Annotated in this window: 18 protein-coding genes and 1 tRNA gene; 5 read left to right on the top strand and 14 right to left on the bottom strand. The window is 33.7% G+C overall.

The window, feature by feature from the left end:
• Nucleotides 1–5: 5 nt before the first annotated feature.
• The 13 genes from ruvC to pheS all read right to left on the bottom strand — a co-directional run bounded on the left by ruvC (nt 6) and on the right by pheS (nt 9,250).
• Nucleotides 6–494, bottom strand: a complete 489-nt coding sequence (ruvC, locus tag OM967_RS06895; RefSeq protein WP_211907830.1) for a crossover junction endodeoxyribonuclease RuvC — start codon at nt 492–494, stop codon at nt 6–8.
• Nucleotides 495–1,322, bottom strand: a complete 828-nt coding sequence (locus OM967_RS06890) for a cytochrome c oxidase subunit 3 (protein ID WP_264337836.1) — start codon at nt 1,320–1,322, stop codon at nt 495–497. It lies immediately after the preceding gene.
• A 47-nt stretch (nt 1,323–1,369) separates the two neighbouring features.
• Nucleotides 1,370–2,029, bottom strand: a complete 660-nt coding sequence (locus OM967_RS06885; RefSeq protein ID WP_211907825.1) for a TenA family protein — start codon at nt 2,027–2,029, stop codon at nt 1,370–1,372.
• A gap of 39 nt (nt 2,030–2,068) precedes the next feature.
• Nucleotides 2,069–2,734: a TenA family protein gene (locus OM967_RS06880; protein ID WP_264337835.1), complete on the bottom strand. Its 666-nt coding sequence runs from the start codon at nt 2,732–2,734 to the stop codon at nt 2,069–2,071.
• A gap of 109 nt (nt 2,735–2,843) precedes the next feature.
• Entirely contained in the window at nt 2,844–4,010 is a 1,167-nt protein-coding gene (gene metK, locus OM967_RS06875) for a methionine adenosyltransferase (protein ID WP_264337834.1), read from the bottom strand.
• 39 nt (nt 4,011–4,049) lie between these two features.
• Nucleotides 4,050–4,126, bottom strand: a tRNA-Ile gene (locus OM967_RS06870).
• Nucleotides 4,127–4,134: 8 nt separating this feature from the next.
• The gene (gene rpmA, locus OM967_RS06865; protein ID WP_006012184.1) at nt 4,135–4,404 is read right to left on the bottom strand and encodes a 50S ribosomal protein L27; all 270 of its coding nucleotides are present in this window, start codon (nt 4,402–4,404) and stop codon (nt 4,135–4,137) included.
• A 10-nt stretch (nt 4,405–4,414) separates the two neighbouring features.
• A complete protein-coding gene (gene rplU, locus OM967_RS06860; RefSeq protein ID WP_015588327.1) occupies nt 4,415–4,717 on the bottom strand; it encodes a 50S ribosomal protein L21 in 303 nt (100 codons plus the stop codon).
• A 218-nt stretch (nt 4,718–4,935) separates the two neighbouring features.
• A complete protein-coding gene (locus OM967_RS06855; protein ID WP_211907817.1) occupies nt 4,936–5,415 on the bottom strand; it encodes an outer membrane beta-barrel protein in 480 nt (159 codons plus the stop codon).
• A gap of 234 nt (nt 5,416–5,649) precedes the next feature.
• Nucleotides 5,650–6,120, bottom strand: a complete 471-nt coding sequence (locus OM967_RS06850) for a P44/Msp2 family outer membrane protein (protein ID WP_211907815.1) — start codon at nt 6,118–6,120, stop codon at nt 5,650–5,652.
• Between the two features lie 235 nt (nt 6,121–6,355).
• Complete coding sequence (locus OM967_RS06845) at nt 6,356–6,892, bottom strand: hypothetical protein (RefSeq protein WP_264337891.1); 537 nt, start codon at nt 6,890–6,892, stop codon at nt 6,356–6,358.
• Between the two features lie 78 nt (nt 6,893–6,970).
• Nucleotides 6,971–8,206 carry an NTP transferase domain-containing protein gene (locus OM967_RS06840; RefSeq protein WP_264337833.1) on the bottom strand — a complete coding sequence of 412 codons (1,236 nt, stop codon included), beginning with the start codon at nt 8,204–8,206 and terminating at the stop codon, nt 6,971–6,973.
• Nucleotides 8,207–9,250 carry a phenylalanine--tRNA ligase subunit alpha gene (pheS, locus tag OM967_RS06835; protein ID WP_211907809.1) on the bottom strand — a complete coding sequence of 348 codons (1,044 nt, stop codon included), beginning with the start codon at nt 9,248–9,250 and terminating at the stop codon, nt 8,207–8,209. It lies immediately after the preceding gene.
• 786 nt (nt 9,251–10,036) lie between these two features.
• On the opposite strand from pheS, the gene OM967_RS06830 reads away from it, so the two are divergent.
• From OM967_RS06830 to OM967_RS06820, 3 genes are read left to right on the top strand one after another with little or no spacing between them, the layout of a single operon-like run.
• Nucleotides 10,037–11,749, top strand: coding sequence for a hypothetical protein (locus OM967_RS06830; protein ID WP_211907807.1), 1,713 nt, complete (start codon nt 10,037–10,039; stop codon nt 11,747–11,749).
• 40 nt (nt 11,750–11,789) lie between these two features.
• Complete coding sequence (locus tag OM967_RS06825; protein WP_139686594.1) at nt 11,790–12,386, top strand: riboflavin synthase; 597 nt, start codon at nt 11,790–11,792, stop codon at nt 12,384–12,386.
• Between the two features lie 57 nt (nt 12,387–12,443).
• On the top strand, nt 12,444–13,031 hold the full coding sequence (locus OM967_RS06820; RefSeq protein WP_211907805.1) for a CvpA family protein: 588 nt from the start codon (nt 12,444–12,446) through the stop codon (nt 13,029–13,031).
• Nucleotides 13,032–13,161: 130 nt separating this feature from the next.
• Here the strand turns inward: OM967_RS06820 and OM967_RS06815 are convergent, their stop codons facing one another.
• On the bottom strand, nt 13,162–14,487 hold the full coding sequence (locus tag OM967_RS06815; protein WP_264337832.1) for a phosphomannomutase/phosphoglucomutase: 1,326 nt from the start codon (nt 14,485–14,487) through the stop codon (nt 13,162–13,164).
• Nucleotides 14,488–14,616: 129 nt separating this feature from the next.
• Here OM967_RS06815 and OM967_RS06810 point away from each other — a divergent pair, with 129 nt between their 5' ends.
• Both OM967_RS06810 and OM967_RS06805 read left to right on the top strand, forming a co-directional pair.
• A complete protein-coding gene (locus OM967_RS06810) occupies nt 14,617–16,632 on the top strand; it encodes a coiled-coil domain-containing protein (RefSeq protein WP_264337831.1) in 2,016 nt (671 codons plus the stop codon).
• A 193-nt stretch (nt 16,633–16,825) separates the two neighbouring features.
• Complete coding sequence (locus OM967_RS06805) at nt 16,826–18,322, top strand: actin-bundling T4SS effector WalE1 family protein (protein WP_246433133.1); 1,497 nt, start codon at nt 16,826–16,828, stop codon at nt 18,320–18,322.
• Nucleotides 18,323–18,349: the final 27 nt, after the last annotated feature.

The raw sequence follows: 18,349 nt of genomic DNA, 5'->3' as shown, positions 1-18,349 counted from the left end.
TAAAATTACTTGATCAAACAAGAACTTTTCGTATAAGCATGACAAATTGCTGTAGCAAGAGCGTCAGCAGCATGGTGACATTTTATATTTGAGTTTTTAACTACTTGCTTCACCATAAATATAATCTGATCCTTACCAGCATGACCATCTCCGGTAATGCTCTTTTTTATATAATTTGCATCATATTCATTCATGGTCAACTTCGTCATTTGTAATACTAAAATTGTAATTGCTCTTGCATATCCTAAAGTTAGTGAAGATTTTGGATTTTTATTAACAAAAATTTTCTCTACAGCAGCTTCATTTGGAGAATATAGAGAAATTACTTTCTTTAATTCTTCAAAAATTATATGTAGACGTTCACCTGTACCCAATTTACCATCAGTTGATATGGCACCACCACCCAAAAATTCAATACTATTCTTTTCTTCCAGGCTGATAATGGCCCAACCGGTTTTGCTTATCCCTGGATCTAGACCTATTATTTTAATCACTTAATAAAGGCTTAACCAATAAATAAACAGAAATAAAAATATCCAGACTAGATCGACAAAGTGCCAATACCAAGAAGCAAACTCAAAGCATAAGTGATCTTGAGGTGTAAATTGATCTTTTCGAGCTCTAAATAAACATACTGACAAAAATATTATACCTATTATAACATGCACACAATGAAAACCAGTAATCATGTAAAAGTTGGATGTATAAATAAGTTTTTCTCCTGTTTCTCGTAAAGAAAAACTTGCTTCATGATGTTCGATTGCTTGCACTATTATAAAGAACATCCCAAGCAATATAGTTATAGACAGCATTTTAATCATGCTTTTTTTATCATTTTCAAGTAAAAAATGATGTGCTGAGGTAATTGTTGTACCAGAAAGTAATAATATTAGTGTATTCATGAATGGTAACGACCATGGATCAGGTGGTAAAATCCCTTCAGGGGGCCATTCAATTTTTTTTGTAGGAGAAAACGCTTCAAACAAAAAGATCGGATCAAGCCAGGCTTTAAAGAATGAACAAAAGAACGCTATAAAAAACACAACTTCCGAGAGGATAAATAAGTACATTGCAAGCTTGAGTCCATGTTTTACAATGGCAGTATGGCATTTATCATAAATTGCTTCTCTTATTACATCTCTCCACCAATAAAACAGCACTCCTGATACCGCAGAGATTCCCAAAACTAAACCAAATATTCCAGAAATTTGTTTATGGAGTGTACCAACTAATCCAAGTGCAAGAACAAGAATTGCTGCTGATATAGCAATTGGCCAGGGACTTGGGTCTACTAAATGAAAATCATGTTCTTTACTTTTCATATCATCTTCAAAAATACGTACCAAGCATACAAATTAGCTTAAAATTGTCAATATTTCTTAAAATCTTGATCAAATTTTGAAAAATTATATGCGCTATTCCAAAAGCCTAACTCAAATTGTGCAGTTATTTTAAATAATTCAAGCATTCTGGTCCTTTCACTTTCCCTTACTTTGTTACAATACTCGTCAACAATACCTTCCAAAGCAACACATCCAGATTCCATCAAGCTACTGCCAAAAAAATCAAACCAATCCTTATACCTATTATTTTTTTTAATTTTACTTCTCATACTACCAATAGCAACTTTATATATAAAATGGCAAGAGTAAATAACTGTTACAGCTTCATAAATTTCGCTATACGAAGTAGACAAAAGAAAGTTAGTAAAATTGAAACACTCTAGCGACTTTTCTCCACGATTTATGGAGTATACAGCAAAGTAGTGGTCGCATAACACTCTTATAATCTCTATTCCTCCTTGAGCCACCTCAATCAATGGAACAATGTTGTTACAACTCTCCATTTTTGATGCAATAATTAAAACAGTACGAACATAATCAGCTACAAAAAATGCATCTTGTTGTATATAAAACTTGAAATTTTCTATGTTTAAAGTATTATTTGCTAACTCAACATTGAAAGGATGCTCAATAATATCCTTTAAAAGATTTGACCCATAATAACTCTTAATTATACCACTAAACATCACATAAACTAGAATATAATTTAGTGTTAATACTACAGACTATGCTAGAGAATATATCTCATCCCAAAACATTATTTCTAGCTCTAGACCTCTCTTAAAAAACTCACGCATCTTTTTCCTCTCACAATCACCAGCCTTTGCATATAGATTATTTGCAACGTCAGTAACTTGATTAATCGTAGCATTCATTACTGTGTTATTATAAATATCAATCCACCCTTGATATCTGTGATCTTCAATTTTTTTAGGCATAACCTCTCCTACCATATGATTTATAATAATTTGGTATATATTAAAACAAGGACAAGACGCTGCTAAAGCTTCAGCAACAGAATTATGATATGCAGCACGCATAAAAAAGTCAGTGAAAGCAGAACAAGATTCTGATTTTTTATGATTATCGGATAAATCACAAGTCTCAAAATATTCAGTATACTGCTTTCGAACCGCAAATGTTACCCTTGCTACATTAACCAAACTGCTCATTATTTCAATGTCATCAACTTTAGATGCAATAATCAATAAAGCACGAGTACAGTCCACTAAATATAAAAAATCCTGCTGAAGATAAATTTTGAACTTTTCATAATCTAGCGTATTGTTTATCAATTCAACATTGAAAGGATGTTCTTTTATTTCCTCAATAAGATCAGATGATTCTTTTATAGCAATATCATAAAATTCTTCTTTTGGTTTGTCGGACATCTTGTAAGCCTCATAAGTATTAAAACTAGTATAGTTACTAAAAAGTTACTTACAATTTATAATAAGTTATTATATCAGTATCAAGCTAGAAATAAAAGAGTTTAATAGTTTAAAGAAATTCTCTCTTTTCTTCTTCTATATTAAATTCTTTACAAAAATCAGTAGATAAGTCCACACCTTCCCAAGAAAATCCACCATCACTTTCCGATTCTTTACCAAAATGCCCATAGCAGGCTGTACGTTTATATATAGGACGATTAAGTGATAAATGTCTTATTATGCCTTTAGTTGATAAATCTATGTTACCTTCAATAAACCCTTTAATCCTCTCTTCATCTATTGTATTCGTGCCAAATGTATCAATGTAAAATGAAGTAGGTTTTGAGACACCAATTGCATAAGAAAGCTGCACAAGACAACGTTCAGCTAAACCTGCAAAGACAATATTTTTAGCAAGGTATCTCGCCATATAAGCTGCGGATCTATCAACTTTTGTTGCATCTTTTCCAGAAAACGCTCCTCCACCGTGTGGAATATAGCCTCCATAAGTATCAACCATAACTTTTCGTCCGGTTAATCCACAATCACCAACTGGTCCACCAATAACAAATCTACCTGTTGGATTGACTAAGAGATTTTCTTTAGGGCACATCCACCCTTCAGGTAAAGATGAAGCTATGTAAGGATAAATTATTTCCTTCACTTTCGATTGACTCAGATCCTCAAGATGCTGTATTGAAACAACAATACTTTCAGCACGCACTGGAAGGTTATTCTCATACGCCAAAGTGATTTGCGATTTTGCATCCGGACCAAGCTTTACCTCTTTGACCATACTCATAATATTTCTCAGAATCGAGTGTGCATAAAAAATGGGTGCTGGCATGAGGCTTTCTGTCTCTATTGTTGCATAGCCATACATTATGCCCTGATCCCCAGCACCTTGATCCACACCTATTGCAATGTCATTTGATTGTTCATGTAGTAATATATTTACTTTCACTGTTTCCCAGTGGAAACCATCATGCTCATAACCAATATCTTTTATTGTATTCCGTACAATACTTTCAATCTTGCTATTTTCAATGTTCGGCCCAAATACTTCCCCAGTTATAATAACATTATCTTTAGTAACCAAAGTCTCTATTGCAGTACGAGAGGAAGAGTCATTAAAAAGGTATTCGTCAAGTATTGCATCTGAAATCTGGTCTGCTACTTTGTCTGGATGACCGGCTGCTACTGATTCACTGGTTACTGAATTCTTATGTAAAACCATCGCTTAGTTACACGATATCAAAACTATTGCAAATTTAAATGGTGGGTCTGGGAAGAGTTGAACCTCCGACCTCACGCTTATCAGGCGTGCGCTCTAACCACCTGAGCTACAGACCCGTATCTATTCAAGCCAAGGCTTGCATATCATCTGTAGGCACAACATCAATAAACGTCTTTTTATTTGCTGATTTTCTAAAACTCACCCAGCCTTTCGTTTTAGCAAAAATCGTATGATCTTTACCCATACCAACATTCTTTCCAGGATGAAATTTTGTACCTCTTTGACGTACAATTATGTTACCTGGAATAACCTCACCATTCTTCTTTATCCCGAGCCGACGCCCTGCCGAATCTCTGCCATTACAGGAACTACCACCTGATTTTTTAGTTGCCATATCTTACCTCTTACTTTTGAAGACTAATTTCATTGATACGAAGAACAGTAATATACTGCCTATGACCATTTTTCCTACGGTAATTTTTTCTTCTCTTTTTCTTAAAGATTATAATTTTTTTATCTCTACACTGCTCCAGTACTTCAGCTTTAACAACAGCATTAGATGAACAAGATAAGCCATTACTTGAAACACAAATCACTTTATTGATTTCTACTTCCTCTTTTTCTTCAGCTTGTAATCTTTCTACTTTAATTATGCTGCCTTTTTTTACTAAATACTGCTTTCCACCAGTTTCGATTACTGCAAACATGACAAATATCAATTATTGTTATTAACACTAATCGTAAATGATGTTACACATACTGTCAATATAAATAAAAACATGAAATACTTCTACCTTTATCTGCTTTTCCTCGTGGAGAGTAGTCAAGTTTTAAAACTTGACTACTCTTAAATTCTCTTAGTCTCATGAAAACTTTACGACGTTAATAAAAACTCAAGCTTTCACTAAAAACATTCAATCGGAGCTTATAAATTAAAACTCATTCCAAGTTCAAACCCATGAGAAAAATTACTGAACTTGTGAAGTTTATAGCCAGCGAAAACATTCGTTCTCTCAGAAAGTGGAAGATTAATACCAGAACCTATCTGGTAGGAAAAAAACTTTTCTACGTCTGGCTGTTGACCTTGCTGTGCTGGTGGAGATACTTTAGCTCCACCTCCTACACCAAAAGTAACATAAGGAATAATATCCGTACTTTCAAATTTATAATGATAATGAAGCTTTGCCATGAATCCTAGCTCTGCCAAAGATCCTTCAAACAAAACAGATTTGACTACAGGACCAGCTGAAATTTTTATGCTATCTGTATAATGATAGCCAAGATCATAATTAACACCAAGATTGCCATATGACGACGAAGTATAGATTCTATCTTTAATCCAATCAACTCCAAAAGACGGTGCTGACAGAGAACAGCAGACTACTAAAGTAAGTAATTTTTTCATTTTTACCCTCTAACCATGAATATACGCATATATACTCACAGAAAAGTTAAAAATTACATAACTTACATAATAAAATCGGAATCACTTTCTTAGCTACTTGCATTTCTCTTGCAATTGCCAAACTTCTCTTTGTCACATTTTGTTACCTACTGCAATCATCATTTTAGCCTATATCACTTGCTTTTTTTCAACAAAAATTCAAACCAGACTTCACTAAAAACATTCAATCGGAGCTTACAAATTAAAACTCATTCCAAATTCAACCCCATGCGAAAGTTCATGAAACTTCTGCAGCTTGTAGCCAGCAAAAACACTTGTTCTCTCAGAAAGTGGAAGATTAATACCAGAACCTATTTGATAAGAAAAAAATTCTTCTACTTCTGGCCCTTGATTTTCTGAAAGAGGAATTTTAGCAACTCCTCCTACACCAAAAGTAACATAAGGAGTAATATCTGTATTTTCAAATTTATAATGATAATGAAGCTTTGTCATAAGTCCCGCGTCTAAAATCCCTTCACTCATAACAAGTTTAACTGCAGGACCAAATGAAATTTTAATGCTATCTGTACAATGATAGCCAAGATCATAATTAATACCAAGCATGCCATACGACGAAGAGGTGTAGGTTCTATCTTTAACCCAATCAACTCCAAAAGACGGTGCTGACAAAGAACAGCAAGCCAACAAAGTAAGTAACTTTTTCATTTTTATCCTCCAAAGATTAATATATGCATATACAAGCATATAAATATTAAAAATAGTATAAATTGCAAGTAAAAAATTGGAATTATTTTATTTTTTTTGTTATTTGTCTTTCTCTTGCAATTGCAAATTGGCATATCTTTCACTATCTGCTGCAATCATCATTTGAGTCTACATCACTTACTTTCGCTTCAATATAATTTCCCACTAGCCTTTACTAAAAATATTCAATCAGAGTTTACAAATTAAAGCTCATTCCTAGCTCAATTCCATGAAAAATTTTATGAAACCTTTGCAATTTGTAGCCAGCAAAAACACTTGTTCTTTCAGAAAGTGGAAGATTAATACCAGAACCTATTTGATAAGAAAAAAATTTATCATTGACTATAGTTTTGAAAACCTCTGCCAATAGGGTACTTATGTTTTCACCTACATTATCAGCTCTACTTATTTTAGGTTTAGCCTTCATTGTACGAACTATAACAGGACCAACACCAGCAGTAATATAACGAGTCATACTCGTACCTTCAAATTTATGATGATAATGAAGCTTTGCCATAAGCCCCATAACTCCTCCAAATTCTTCATCAAGAGTAGGTTTGATTACATAGCCAACTGAAATTTTAGTGCTATTTGTATAGTGAAAACCAACATCATAATTAATACCAAGCCGGCTACATGACAAAGAAGTATAGATTCTATCTTTAATCCAATCAACTCCAAAAGACGGTACTGACAGGAAACAACAGACCACCAAAATAAGCAACTTTTTCATTTTTAACATGTATATTGATATACATGTATACTAATGCATATATTAAAAATAACATAATTCGCGTAATAAAAATTAGAGTTATTTTATTTTCTTAGTTATTTGCCTTTCTCTTGCAATTGCAAGACTTTTCTCTGGCACATCCTCTACTATAACGCTACCTGCTGCAATGACAGAGTCATCATGCACATTAAGCGGTGCAATTAATGAACTATTGGCACCAATAAAACAATTGCTTCCAATATTTGTTTTATGTTTCTTTTTCCCATCATAATTACAAATAACGGTACCTGCACCTATATTACTCCCCTGCCCTACCTGAGTATTTCCTATATAACTTAAATGCTTTATCTTAGTATTTATACCTATATCACTTGCTTTTGTTTCAACAAAATTACCTATGATTGCACCATCACCTATTGTTGTATTTTCACATTTGGCAAATGGACCAACCCTAACACCAGATCCTATTTTTACTCCAGGACCAAAAAAAACGTATGGGTAAACAATCGAATCCATACCAATTTGCGTATCAAGAGAGAAGAAAACAGTTTCTGGAGCAACAAGCGTTACTCCAGAGTTAGTGAAAAACTTTCTTTTTTCTTCTTGAAAGTAAAACTCGGCCTTTGCAAGGTCATTCCTATTATTTATGCCAGTTGCCTCCTCCTCATCAGCAATAACATAGCCGACATTTAAATTACTCTTTACTGCAATGGCAACGATATCGGTCAAGTAATATTCATGAGCTTGGTTATTACACTCTATTTTCTCCACCAATTCACGTAGATTCTTTTCACGTGCAACCATTATTCCGGCATTAGCAAGAAATTCCTCATCATTATTTCTACCATTTTGTGCTTCTATGATTTCTCTTAGGGAACCGTTCTCAATAATTAGTCTACCGTATCCTTTATTATTAGTTTTAAACCCAAGACAAACTAAAGCATTGCTCTCTCCTAAGCAGCTTATCATTTTAGTTATTGTGCTGCTTTTTATTAGTGGAGTATCCCCATACTGCACAACAACAATATCTGACAATTCTTTCAGGTTTCTCATTGCAATTTTGACTGCATCCCCTGTACCGAGCGTTGACTCTTGTGTAATTAGTTTTATACCCTCAAAGCATTTCAGCCTTTGAGTTAAAGGTAAATCGACTACAATAACTATTTTTTCAGGATTCAGCTGCTTTGCATTGTAAATGACATGCTCAAGCATGGAGAAATTACCTATTTTGTGCAGAACCTTAGGCAAGCTTGAATTCATTCGTTTACCATGCCCAGCAGCAAGTACAACAAATGTATAAGATTTATTTGTCACTTATCTTAAAGACGAAAAATGAAAACCATAATGGTTGAGCCAACTAACTCTATTGTCGTAAAAGCTCCTTAGATCACTAATTTGATATTTCAGCATTGCTAGCCTTTCTATACCAATCCCAAATGCAAAGCCACTGTATTTAGTATGGTCTATTCCAACATTTTTAAAGACATTTGGATGCACCATACCACATCCAAGTACTTCAATCCATTTACTACCTTTATAACTTATGTCCACTTCTGCAGAAGGCTCAGTAAAAGGAAAAAAACTATTACGAAAGCGTATTTTTAGACCTTTATCTCCGAAAAATTTACTAAGGAAGAGATGAATAGTAAATTTTAATTGGCCCATATTGACATTTTCATTAACATAAAGCCCTTCTATCTGATGAAACATAGGAGTGTGAGTTGCATCAAAGTCATTTCTGTATACCCTGCCTGCAGCCACTATTTTAATTGGAAAAGTTTTTGTCTTTTCCATAGTTCTAATCTGCACAGATGAGGTATGAGTGCGCAGCACCATTCTTTTATCGTTTATTTTATTCTTTAAGTAAAAGGTATCTTGCTCCTCTCGCGCAGGATGATGACTTGGAGTATTTAGCGCATCAAACACGTGAAATTCATCTTCAATATCAGGACCATCAACTGCTTTGAAGCCCATATGTGCAAAAATGAGCTTTACTTCACTTATAACTTTGCTCAGTGGATGAATCTTGCCAATTCTTTCTGGTCTGACAGGCAGTGTGATATCAACTGCTTCATTTTGCAGTTTTAACTTAACTTCTTTATCTTTTAGTTCATTTTCTTTGCTTGTTATAAGCTGGTCTATCTTATTGCGTAAAACATTAATCACTGCACCTAGGTCGCGTTTTTCTCCTGCATCATCTATATTCTTTAAGTCATCGAAATAAGCTTTTACTACACCCTTTCTCCCCAAGTATGACAACCTAAGTTTTTCTAAATCCTGCAAAGAAGCAGCATTTTCAATCTCAGAAACTGCCTTATCTTCAAGTAAAGGTATTTCGCTTATTAGCTCTTTATTCACCTTAAAAACGCTAGCTTAAACTTTCATTATAGTGCAATCTTTAATATCATCAATAAAACTATTTGGATAAAAAGGTGTCATCCCAGTACTCTCCTTCTTGTCATCCCAGTGCTTGACACTGGGATCCAGGAATTTTATTAGGTTGGTAAGCATAAAAGTAGCCGTTTTATGTTAAAATACAACGTTTTGATGATCATGAAAAAACTGGATGCCAGTGTCTGGGCACTGGCATGACATCATCTTTTTTATCAGATGCATATGAAATCAGCGCTTTCTTTCTTGTCATCCCAGTGCTCTCCTTCTTGTCATCCCAGTGCTTGACACTGGGATCCATAACAGGTAATAAGAAGTGCTGGAATGACATCTCTATAGGACTCCTAACTAATACAGAATATTAAAAAATTTACCAGGCGAAAAAAAAGGCAAAAGAATCCCCCAGTAGTGAGTTTTGACCCTATAATAATGTAAATTGGCATTGTAATAATGTGCTAACGCTTAAAATAAGCGTGTTTTAGCTGAATGTAGAAAAATAAAAAAAGCCGCTATAATTTTATGTAATCTGCCAATATATACCTGAGTTTTTTACTGAATTTTGTTATTAAATCTGCAGAGATTAAAAACAAGGATAAACACTCTCATTGTCATGATAAGAAGACTGATGAGGTTTGTAAAGTAACTTTTTCTGCTTATTGAACCCAACGCGCCGCTGTTATACAAGGGTGCTATAATTATTAATTTATTGACTAATTATATTTTTTATTTCACTTTATATTAAAAAATTTACTCATGCATAGTAGTAACATAGAAACTAAGAAAAAATACGAAATCGAGGATTTACCTAAGTTTTTTAAGAATAGATCCAAAGACATAAGTAAGGCATTTTCTAACGAAGTACTGGAGATTAGCACCATTCGCTCAAAAAATATTACAAGTGATAAGCAAGAGTTTTCATTTAAGATCAAGCTGCTGACAGAGGTAAACCCTAATACAATATTACCTCAAATAAAACATTTAATTGACTTTTTTAAAATCTGCCTTTCTCAGGAGAAAAACTTCACAGCCAATATAAAAGTAGCAAAAGAAAGCGAAGAACTATACAACAACTACCATAAAGCTAATAAAACTGTAGAAGAATGCATAAGTAATGCTCCAATTCAAATCCTCCTGCAGGGCATAACGATAACGCTACAAACAAACGTTAAAAACATTAACCTCGATAGCTTGCAACAAATCGAGATATTCTTAGATGAGCAGCTAAAACATTTAGAAAAAGCCAAAAGTGAGGAGCAAAGTCAAGATACATTACAAGTAGAAGAAACTGAAAATAAAAACGAAAATGTGGTTGAAAAAAGGAACACGCAAGATAAACAAATTGTACAAGGTTCGTTTGGCTACAATATAGCAAGTAACAGAAAGCAAATTACACGTGCACCATTAATTGTTGCTGCAATGCATGAAAATTTTTCCTGGTTTAGGTCTCTTTTTCAGCAATTCAATTTTTTTAATGCAACACAATTCTTTTTCCCACAACTGCAAAAATTTTCTATACAGAATAGCAATATACCATCTGGTGTCATTCCAGCGCAAAAAGAACCAGTGTCAGAAACTCGGATAACAGAGGGTAGTATAGGAAATCTAGTACCTCAAGAAACAGAGCGGGATATAGGTCAAACTAGGCCGCACACAGACTACTTTAAAGCTAACAGAAAAAAGAAGTCAAAAAAGCAGGCTAAAGAATTATTGCAAGAAGAAAAACAATCAATCATAAAACAAGCTCAAATTGATGCTAGAGTAGCTATGATAGATAATGTAGCTGAGCACAAGGGAAAAAAACTCGATGAAATATTCGTAGAAGTAGTAAGTGAATATAAAAATCAAGACTCAGATACATTTTACAATATTTTCAACTCAGTATTTAATATTATTTATTTCCAAGATAAACAACTACATGAAGTATTAGAACCAGATGAGATATCAGAAGTGCTAGAGGTACTCAAAAGGCCACAACCCCCTAATAATTCACTTTTAGGTAAAGAATATTTACAAAAGCAAGTATATAGAAAAAAAGAGCAGTTGATTAAATTAGTTTCAGGCCAACCTTCTCCACAGCCTAAAAATGTTTCTCATGAAATTTTACCAAGCAAAGCTGTAGACCATTTACCAAAAACAAATGAAGCTAAAACTCGATTGCCTACTAATATTAGGCTCAAATCACCATTAAAAGCTATGTTTTCTTCGAAAGAGACTTATTTTTGTCTATTTTTAGTAGCAGCTTCTATATCAGCACTCTGCCTATGGCACTTGCCGCTGGGAAAAGTGTCAATTTTAAAGGAATTGGTGCCAACAGAAAAAAGGGAAAGTATCGGTCTAACATTAAACATAGGGTTACCAATATTAATTACACTGTGCGTTTTGAACCTGGCTTACTTTCTATATTCTGAATATTCTGTAGAATCTATTGAGCAGATAAGTAAAAAAGATCTTCCTTTGCGCACCTAACAAATAAGATCTTTTGTGATATAATTATTTATTTTATTGCATGTTTAAAGGAATTATCAAAGATATTGGCACTATAACTGATATCACTATCCACCCTAACTCTGATCAAATCTTCCATATTGAGACACAAAATTTATCCTCTATAAACAAAGGAGATTCAATATCCTGCTCCGGAGTGTGTTTAACTGTTGTCAACATAATGAGCAATGTATTCACAGTTCAAGTATCTCAAGAAACCATGAAGGTTTCTAACTTAAATACGTGGAAAACAGGGAAAAAAATAAACCTAGAACAAGCAATGAAACTGAGTGACAGAATTGACGGCCACTTGGTTCAGGGTCATGTGGATGACACAACAGAAATTTTAACAATCAATCAAAATTTAGAATCTCATGAAATCAGACTATCATGCCCACAAGAATTAATTAAATTTGTTGCAAAAAAAGGTTCTGTAACGCTAGATGGAGTTTCCCTTACAGTAAATTCAGTTGTCGATCAAGAATTCACTGTGAATATCATTCCCTATACATGGAAAAACACAACTTTTCAGCATAATAAAATAGGTAATTACCTAAATTTAGAAGTTGATATGATTGCTCGGTACTTAGACCAGCTGATAAAATATCAACACAATTAATTTTACAACTTTGTTATTTACAACTATTATATCTTGAAAATCATATAGATACAAAATATGTTTTTCGATAGCCTAATTATCTTTATTATTGTCTTGTGTGTAATAATATCGATAACTAGAGGTTTTATAAAAGAGCTATGTGCATTAATGTTCTTGCTCTTATCAGTCTTTTTGACAGCTAGTTACTATGATTTTTTTATTATAAATTATAGTAAGTATTTTGACTCTAAAGTTACACAAAACATACTTTCTACAATCTCTGTATTTATTATACTTAATCTTACATTCATGACAATGAATAACTGGCTAATGTACATATTATCACCTATAAGGTTGGGATTAATGGATAGAGTTACTGGAATCTTTGTCGGAGCACTCAGAGGAATATTGCTTTCTTATGTACTATTTTTTGCTGTGCACTTATATTGCCACACAGTATATGATAAAAAAGAGGGAGAGTCTAAAATAGACGCAGAAGACATATTGCCCAATTGGATAATAAATTCACACTCTTATCAGGCTTTATTTGTGACAACAGAAGAAGTAATTAACATGTATGTACCAGAGTCATTGATACTAAAAATAAAAGAGATCGGTGAGGAAATGGTTGATCAAGAAAAACCTCAAAACAATAAAGAAAAGTGAGTGTTGATTTTCTATAGCTAAACTATCCTAGACAGCTATTATCCACAGCAATTCGCTATAGGTTACCAATTCCTATTACTAATCAAACAAAACTGCAAACATTGACGAATAAGTAAATCATCAAAAAAATTTAAATGTATAATTTTAGTTCATCAATGTAATACAACAAAACTTTTTTAGTGAATTCAAAATCTTCTAAGGTATTTCCTTCACATCTTGCTGTTATGCAGTTTTGCGTATTTGATACTCTAAGAAGCCACCAACCTTTATCATCAGTTACCTTAATTCCATCAAGCTCTGAAAATACAATGTTTTGCTGCTTTAGTGTCTCCTTTATTGATTCAATTATTTGAAATTTTTTCTCATCCTTCACTACAATTTTCACTTCATGAGTGATATATAACTTTGGTAAATCTTTAATCATCTCAGATAGGCTTTGGTTTTTCTTAAGTAAAATGTCAATGGCTTTAATAGCAGAATATAGTCCATCATCAAAACCTAGCTCAGAAAAGAAAAAATGTCCACTCAGTTCACCGGCAAACTTTGCTCCTTCTTCTACCATCTTTTTCTTAACTAGTGAGTGTCCAGTTGCACAGGTAATTATTTGCCCTCCTAATTTGCTAACGAAATCATGCACTTTCATACTCATTTTTACGTTGGCAATAACCTTGCTTTTTGGGTGTTCCGCCAATACTTCACGTGAAAAAATCATAAACAAGTGATCATTGGAAACAACATTACCTTTATTATCAATCAAGCGTACCCTATCACCATCACCATCAAGTGCAATACCAAGATCACATTTATCTTTCTTGACAATATCTATTAACTGAGCAAGATTTTTCTCTTCTATGGGATCTGGGTCATGCAGTGGAAACGTTCCATCTATAAAGCTATTGGTTACGATGTGTATATGATCTGGTAAAATCTTTTCAATATACCTTACAATTGTTGGGCTATTGCCAAAATCCCAGGCTATTTTTAGTTTTTGTGTAGTGTTATTCTTGAGCACATCTTTTAATATGTTAACGTACTCACTATATATATTCGTGTTAATTAAGCTTCCAATTTTCGTGCTGTTTTTAATTGTATTGCCTATAATTTCCTTCATTTCTTGATCTGAGTAAACTTTTTTACTACTGAAAAATTTAAAGCCGTTATATTCTCTGGGATTATGAGAAGCAGTGATCATAATCCCAAGATCTGCCTGCATTGTTGCAGCGTAGAGCATAGGTGAAGAACAGAGCCCAACGCGTATAACATTCGCACCGGATAAAATCAAGCCTCTGATTAATTCTTTTTCTATGCTTGGTGAATCTATCCTGCTGTCATAGCCTACACAAACGTTAGCTGCAGTTTGACCAAATTTTCTGCCTATTTCATACCCATCACTGATCTGCAGGTCTCTGCCTACCACACCTCTAATATCGTATTTTCTTATAATAGTATTGTCCATACTGCACTTCTTGGAGTGGTTAATATATAACATTCCCGCCAAATACTCAAGTTTATTTAACTATAAGATTAGTTGATTTTTTAAGAAAATATGCTAATATTATAATATAGTTCTCTAAAAATAGAAATTATGCTAAAAGAAAACTTATTTATAGCTGAAAATCAAGGTTTAGATGTAGATGAGCAAAAGAAAAATGATATTTTAAGTTTCATTAAATCTTGCAAAAATTTTCAGGATTTTATCAGAAAACTAGAAGAAGAAAATTTAATCTGGTACTTTATTGGTCCTTTACACAAAGATGAGAACATTAAAGAACAGGTAAGTTCAAAGTGGAAAGAGGAGTTTCAAAAGTTTGAGCAATCAATAAATGCAACACATAAAAAATTCGCAAAATCTCTACCAAGTGAAAATTTCTTAGTATATACAACACAAGATAATGAATTTAAAATTAGATTTGAAAATAAAGAAAAACCAATAGAGATTAGCACCCTTTTAAGAGCCAGTGACGAAGGCAAGGTTTATAACCTATCTTTAGGGAAAGATAGTCAAATAACTGCAACCAAAAAAGGCAGCGAAAGGCACTATGATTTTACTGGTTCAAGCTCATGTGAGATGACCATTAACTGGCAAGCTAAGGATTCTAAAGGCAATAGCATAGATTGTAGCATGACTGTAGAAGTAAGTTCTAAGGGCATAAAAAGAGTGATTGGTGAACCAAAATTTGGAGGAATAACGAGTTCAGAAGAAGCATTAAAATTAGTTGAGCAGAATAAAGAAGTTTTTATCAACAAAAAAACTCTGCATCAAGCTTTTACTGACATGGGCAAAAGTGTGAACGAGCAGCAAACGCTGGCAGAGGAAATATTTACAAAAGATCCACCACAGTCACCTATACCAAGTAGTAGTGGATATTCTTCTCCTGATTCGCGTAGAAGTTCTTTTTTCACTGAGAGCGAAATTGGTGATGAAGAGTCTGAAATCACTGATGAATACATTGACGACGGTTACGATCAACAAAAAATGCACAAAGATTATGACAGAAAGTATGAGCAAGAGGGATTAAAAGGTGTAGATGAGACTATAAATGAAATTAACAAACTTGCAAAGCAGCGTGATGATCTAATCTCGGAACGTGATTACCTGAGAAATGAAATTAACGAACAACAGGAAGCAATGCGTGAAAGAGATCAAAAAATCAAGGAACAAGATGCTTCTGTTAAGTCACTTATGGAGGAGCACAAAAAATTAAAAGAGCGTAACCAAAAGATAGAAAAGGAAGGTGATACAGAAATAAGAACATTAAGTGAAGAAAAGCAAATTTTGGAAGGAGAAGTTAAAAGACTTAAAGCTGAATTGAAAAGAATAACGCAAGAAAAAGATCAAGGTATTGAACAACTAACACAAAAGATAAAGGCGTTAGAAAAAGAACTACAGGATAAAAATGATGTAATAAAGAGCTTAAATGATCAGTTGAAAGACAAAGAAGATGAAGTTCAATCAGTAAATGGGATAAACAAAGAACTACAGAAGAAATTGAAGCAAAGTGAAGCTAAGTTAAGTGCACTAGAAAAAAAGAATGCAAATTTGGAAAATAATCTAAAGAAAACATTGGAAGAAGGTTCACAAGATAATCATGAAAAGCAGTTTGTAGAACAATGGATGGAAGCAAAAAATGAAAACGAAAAATTGACTTATACAGCAAATCAATTAGCTGAAGAATTAAATCAACTGCAAAAAGAAAAAGAAGTTTTGGAGGAAAAAATTCGACAACTTGAACCCGGAAGATCACTTGCGGATGAGTTCAGTGAAGTAAATGCGAAAGTAGCTACTTCAACTCAAACTGAAGTTGAATATGAAAGTAGAGGAATCGAGGCAAGTGATCACGAAACTACAGTTCCTAAAACACAAGACCAAGGTACAAATGCAGGTATTGATGCATCATCTTCAACAGATCAAAAAAAGACCAAGGAAGAAGAAGCTCGAACAAACATACCACAAAACATTATGGATTGGCCTATTCCAATTCCGAATGATAAACCAGAAGAGCAGGAAACTCCATTAGAGCCAACTAAGGTAAATACAGAATTATCAGATCCAAAATCAACCCCTGCTGAGATTCCTAAAAAATCCACCCCTTCAAAATGATGAGTTTTTGCTTCAACTATAGCTAATCCAAACGAAACATCATACCGCAACAATCACTAATTTTCTGTGCTTTCAAAAAAACACATCAAGCAAAATCATTTGAGAGTAAGTGGACATTGTTAGATGAATTAACCCTAACTTAAGAATCAGATATATACAATATTAGTATGTTTAATTAATAGTGAGGTTTAAAATGTCACCTAGTGAAAAAAACTCTTCAAATTTTGTTGAAACTAAGCAAGATGATCTTAAAATGATTCAAGATTCTTCATTAAATTCAGATATCATTCACGATCCCAAGAAGCTAAAAGACAGAATTATGGATCTGTTAAAAGGAGATATAGCATTCTCTAAAATGAAGCAAGGAGATCAAGCTCTTGTAGTAGGTACAGCAAGTGGATTATTTTCAGCAGTGTTACCACTTTTGGCAGTTGGTGCAACACTTGCTATACCAAGTGCTATAGTTGGTCTTACTCTATTTTTCGCTGTGAAAGTTGCTGTAAAAGCAGTTCAATCTGGATATAAAGGACTCAAATGGTCAGCAGAAAAAACAGTTGAAGGGGCGAAGCATATTGGCGGAAAAATTAAGGATGGCTATGAGTATTCAGCAGATTCACTGAAGAGAGGTGCTAGTTTTGTAAGTGAAAAAACAAAGGAAAAGACAAGTAATGTGCTCACTGCAACAGCGAATAAATTATATCGTGCAGCTGGTAATGAGAATTATTCAGATAGAATAGATAATGAGCTTATTCCTGATTCACCACAAAAGAAGAGAGCTCAAGAAGTGAAAGAAGATCTTATAGCAATTTGTACTGATGGAAAAAATAATTCCACGTTAATAAAGAGCATACTTTCTGGAATATCAGAAAAAATAGAAGGAAAAATAGCAAAAGAAACATATCTTGATTGGAGAGATTATTTGCCAGACCAGCTAGTAGATAAATGGAGAGAGCAGAAAAAATTTATTGATAACTTGGACGCAGATGGTTTGCGTAACTTAGTTACAAAAAGACTATCAGATAAAGATAAATACTTTAAAGACAGTATTTTCTCTGAACATCATGATGAGATTAAGGAAGTTATTAAAGAATGCAAGGAAGAGCATACTCATTTTAATACTTTAGAAAGGCTTAATAAGTCAGCAAAAAGGCATAAAGCAAGTTCTATGAATTCACTGGAAAATAGCTTATCAGGTAGTAGTTCAACGAGTTCTATAAGTACTGTTAGCAGCAAAGCAGAATTATTAAATCCTAATGAGCATAAGGAAGTAAAAGCACCTACTTCACTTTGGAGCAAGTTGTCATCATCACTAAAAGGTGGCAAAAAGCCAGAGGAAGCTACTTATATAAGATATCAAGATTCTGAGTTGGATCAGATACAATCTGCGGAGATAGGAAATAGCCGTTTTTATGTTGCTCCGGAGAAACCGCCAAGAAGCAATTCAATGGGTTCTTTAAGCACTGACAGTACTGCTACAACTTCTAGCTTTGCCAGTTACCGTCGTAATTCTGATAGTGGGTTCAATTCACCAAGTTCTTCTACTCCACAAAGACACAGTCCTTCTCAAGAAACAAGATTTGGTCTAGGAGTTACGGAAGAGCTCACTGAGAAGTTGGCAAAACGACGTGCGATTGTAGATCAACCAAACGTAGAATCTGTTCAACAAAAAGCTGAGCCTAGTAAAGGATAAACAAAACCGCTTATCATTCTAAAAGGA

The organism is Wolbachia endosymbiont (group B) of Dolichovespula media, from assembly GCF_947179505.1.
Lineage (GTDB): Bacteria > Pseudomonadota > Alphaproteobacteria > Rickettsiales > Anaplasmataceae > Wolbachia.
The sequence above is the reverse complement of the archived record's forward strand: the minus strand, read 5'-3'. Positions and strand labels throughout refer to the sequence as shown.

What these genes read in the sequence shown, in the direction of transcription:
- OM967_RS06820 (WP_211907805.1), top strand. Translation starts at nt 12,444, where the DNA reads ATGTTTTTCGATAGCCTAATTATCTTTATTATTGTCTTGTGTGTAATA.
- OM967_RS06850 (WP_211907815.1), bottom strand. Translation starts at nt 6,120, where the DNA reads ATGAAAAAGTTACTTACTTTGTTGGCTTGCTGTTCTTTGTCAGCACCG.
- OM967_RS06890 (WP_264337836.1), bottom strand. Translation starts at nt 1,322, where the DNA reads ATGAAAAGTAAAGAACATGATTTTCATTTAGTAGACCCAAGTCCCTGG.
- OM967_RS06855 (WP_211907817.1), bottom strand. Translation starts at nt 5,415, where the DNA reads ATGAAAAAATTACTTACTTTAGTAGTCTGCTGTTCTCTGTCAGCACCG.
- rpmA (WP_006012184.1), bottom strand. Translation starts at nt 4,404, where the DNA reads ATGGCAACTAAAAAATCAGGTGGTAGTTCCTGTAATGGCAGAGATTCG.
- metK (WP_264337834.1), bottom strand. Translation starts at nt 4,010, where the DNA reads ATGGTTTTACATAAGAATTCAGTAACCAGTGAATCAGTAGCAGCCGGT.
- OM967_RS06830 (WP_211907807.1), top strand. Translation starts at nt 10,037, where the DNA reads ATGCATAGTAGTAACATAGAAACTAAGAAAAAATACGAAATCGAGGAT.
- OM967_RS06845 (WP_264337891.1), bottom strand. Translation starts at nt 6,892, where the DNA reads ATGAAAAAGTTGCTTATTTTGGTGGTCTGTTGTTTCCTGTCAGTACCG.
- OM967_RS06825 (WP_139686594.1), top strand. Translation starts at nt 11,790, where the DNA reads ATGTTTAAAGGAATTATCAAAGATATTGGCACTATAACTGATATCACT.
- OM967_RS06815 (WP_264337832.1), bottom strand. Translation starts at nt 14,487, where the DNA reads ATGGACAATACTATTATAAGAAAATACGATATTAGAGGTGTGGTAGGC.
- OM967_RS06885 (WP_211907825.1), bottom strand. Translation starts at nt 2,029, where the DNA reads ATGTTTAGTGGTATAATTAAGAGTTATTATGGGTCAAATCTTTTAAAG.
- rplU (WP_015588327.1), bottom strand. Translation starts at nt 4,717, where the DNA reads ATGTTTGCAGTAATCGAAACTGGTGGAAAGCAGTATTTAGTAAAAAAA.
- OM967_RS06810 (WP_264337831.1), top strand. Translation starts at nt 14,617, where the DNA reads ATGCTAAAAGAAAACTTATTTATAGCTGAAAATCAAGGTTTAGATGTA.
- OM967_RS06880 (WP_264337835.1), bottom strand. Translation starts at nt 2,734, where the DNA reads ATGTCCGACAAACCAAAAGAAGAATTTTATGATATTGCTATAAAAGAA.
- OM967_RS06805 (WP_246433133.1), top strand. Translation starts at nt 16,826, where the DNA reads ATGTCACCTAGTGAAAAAAACTCTTCAAATTTTGTTGAAACTAAGCAA.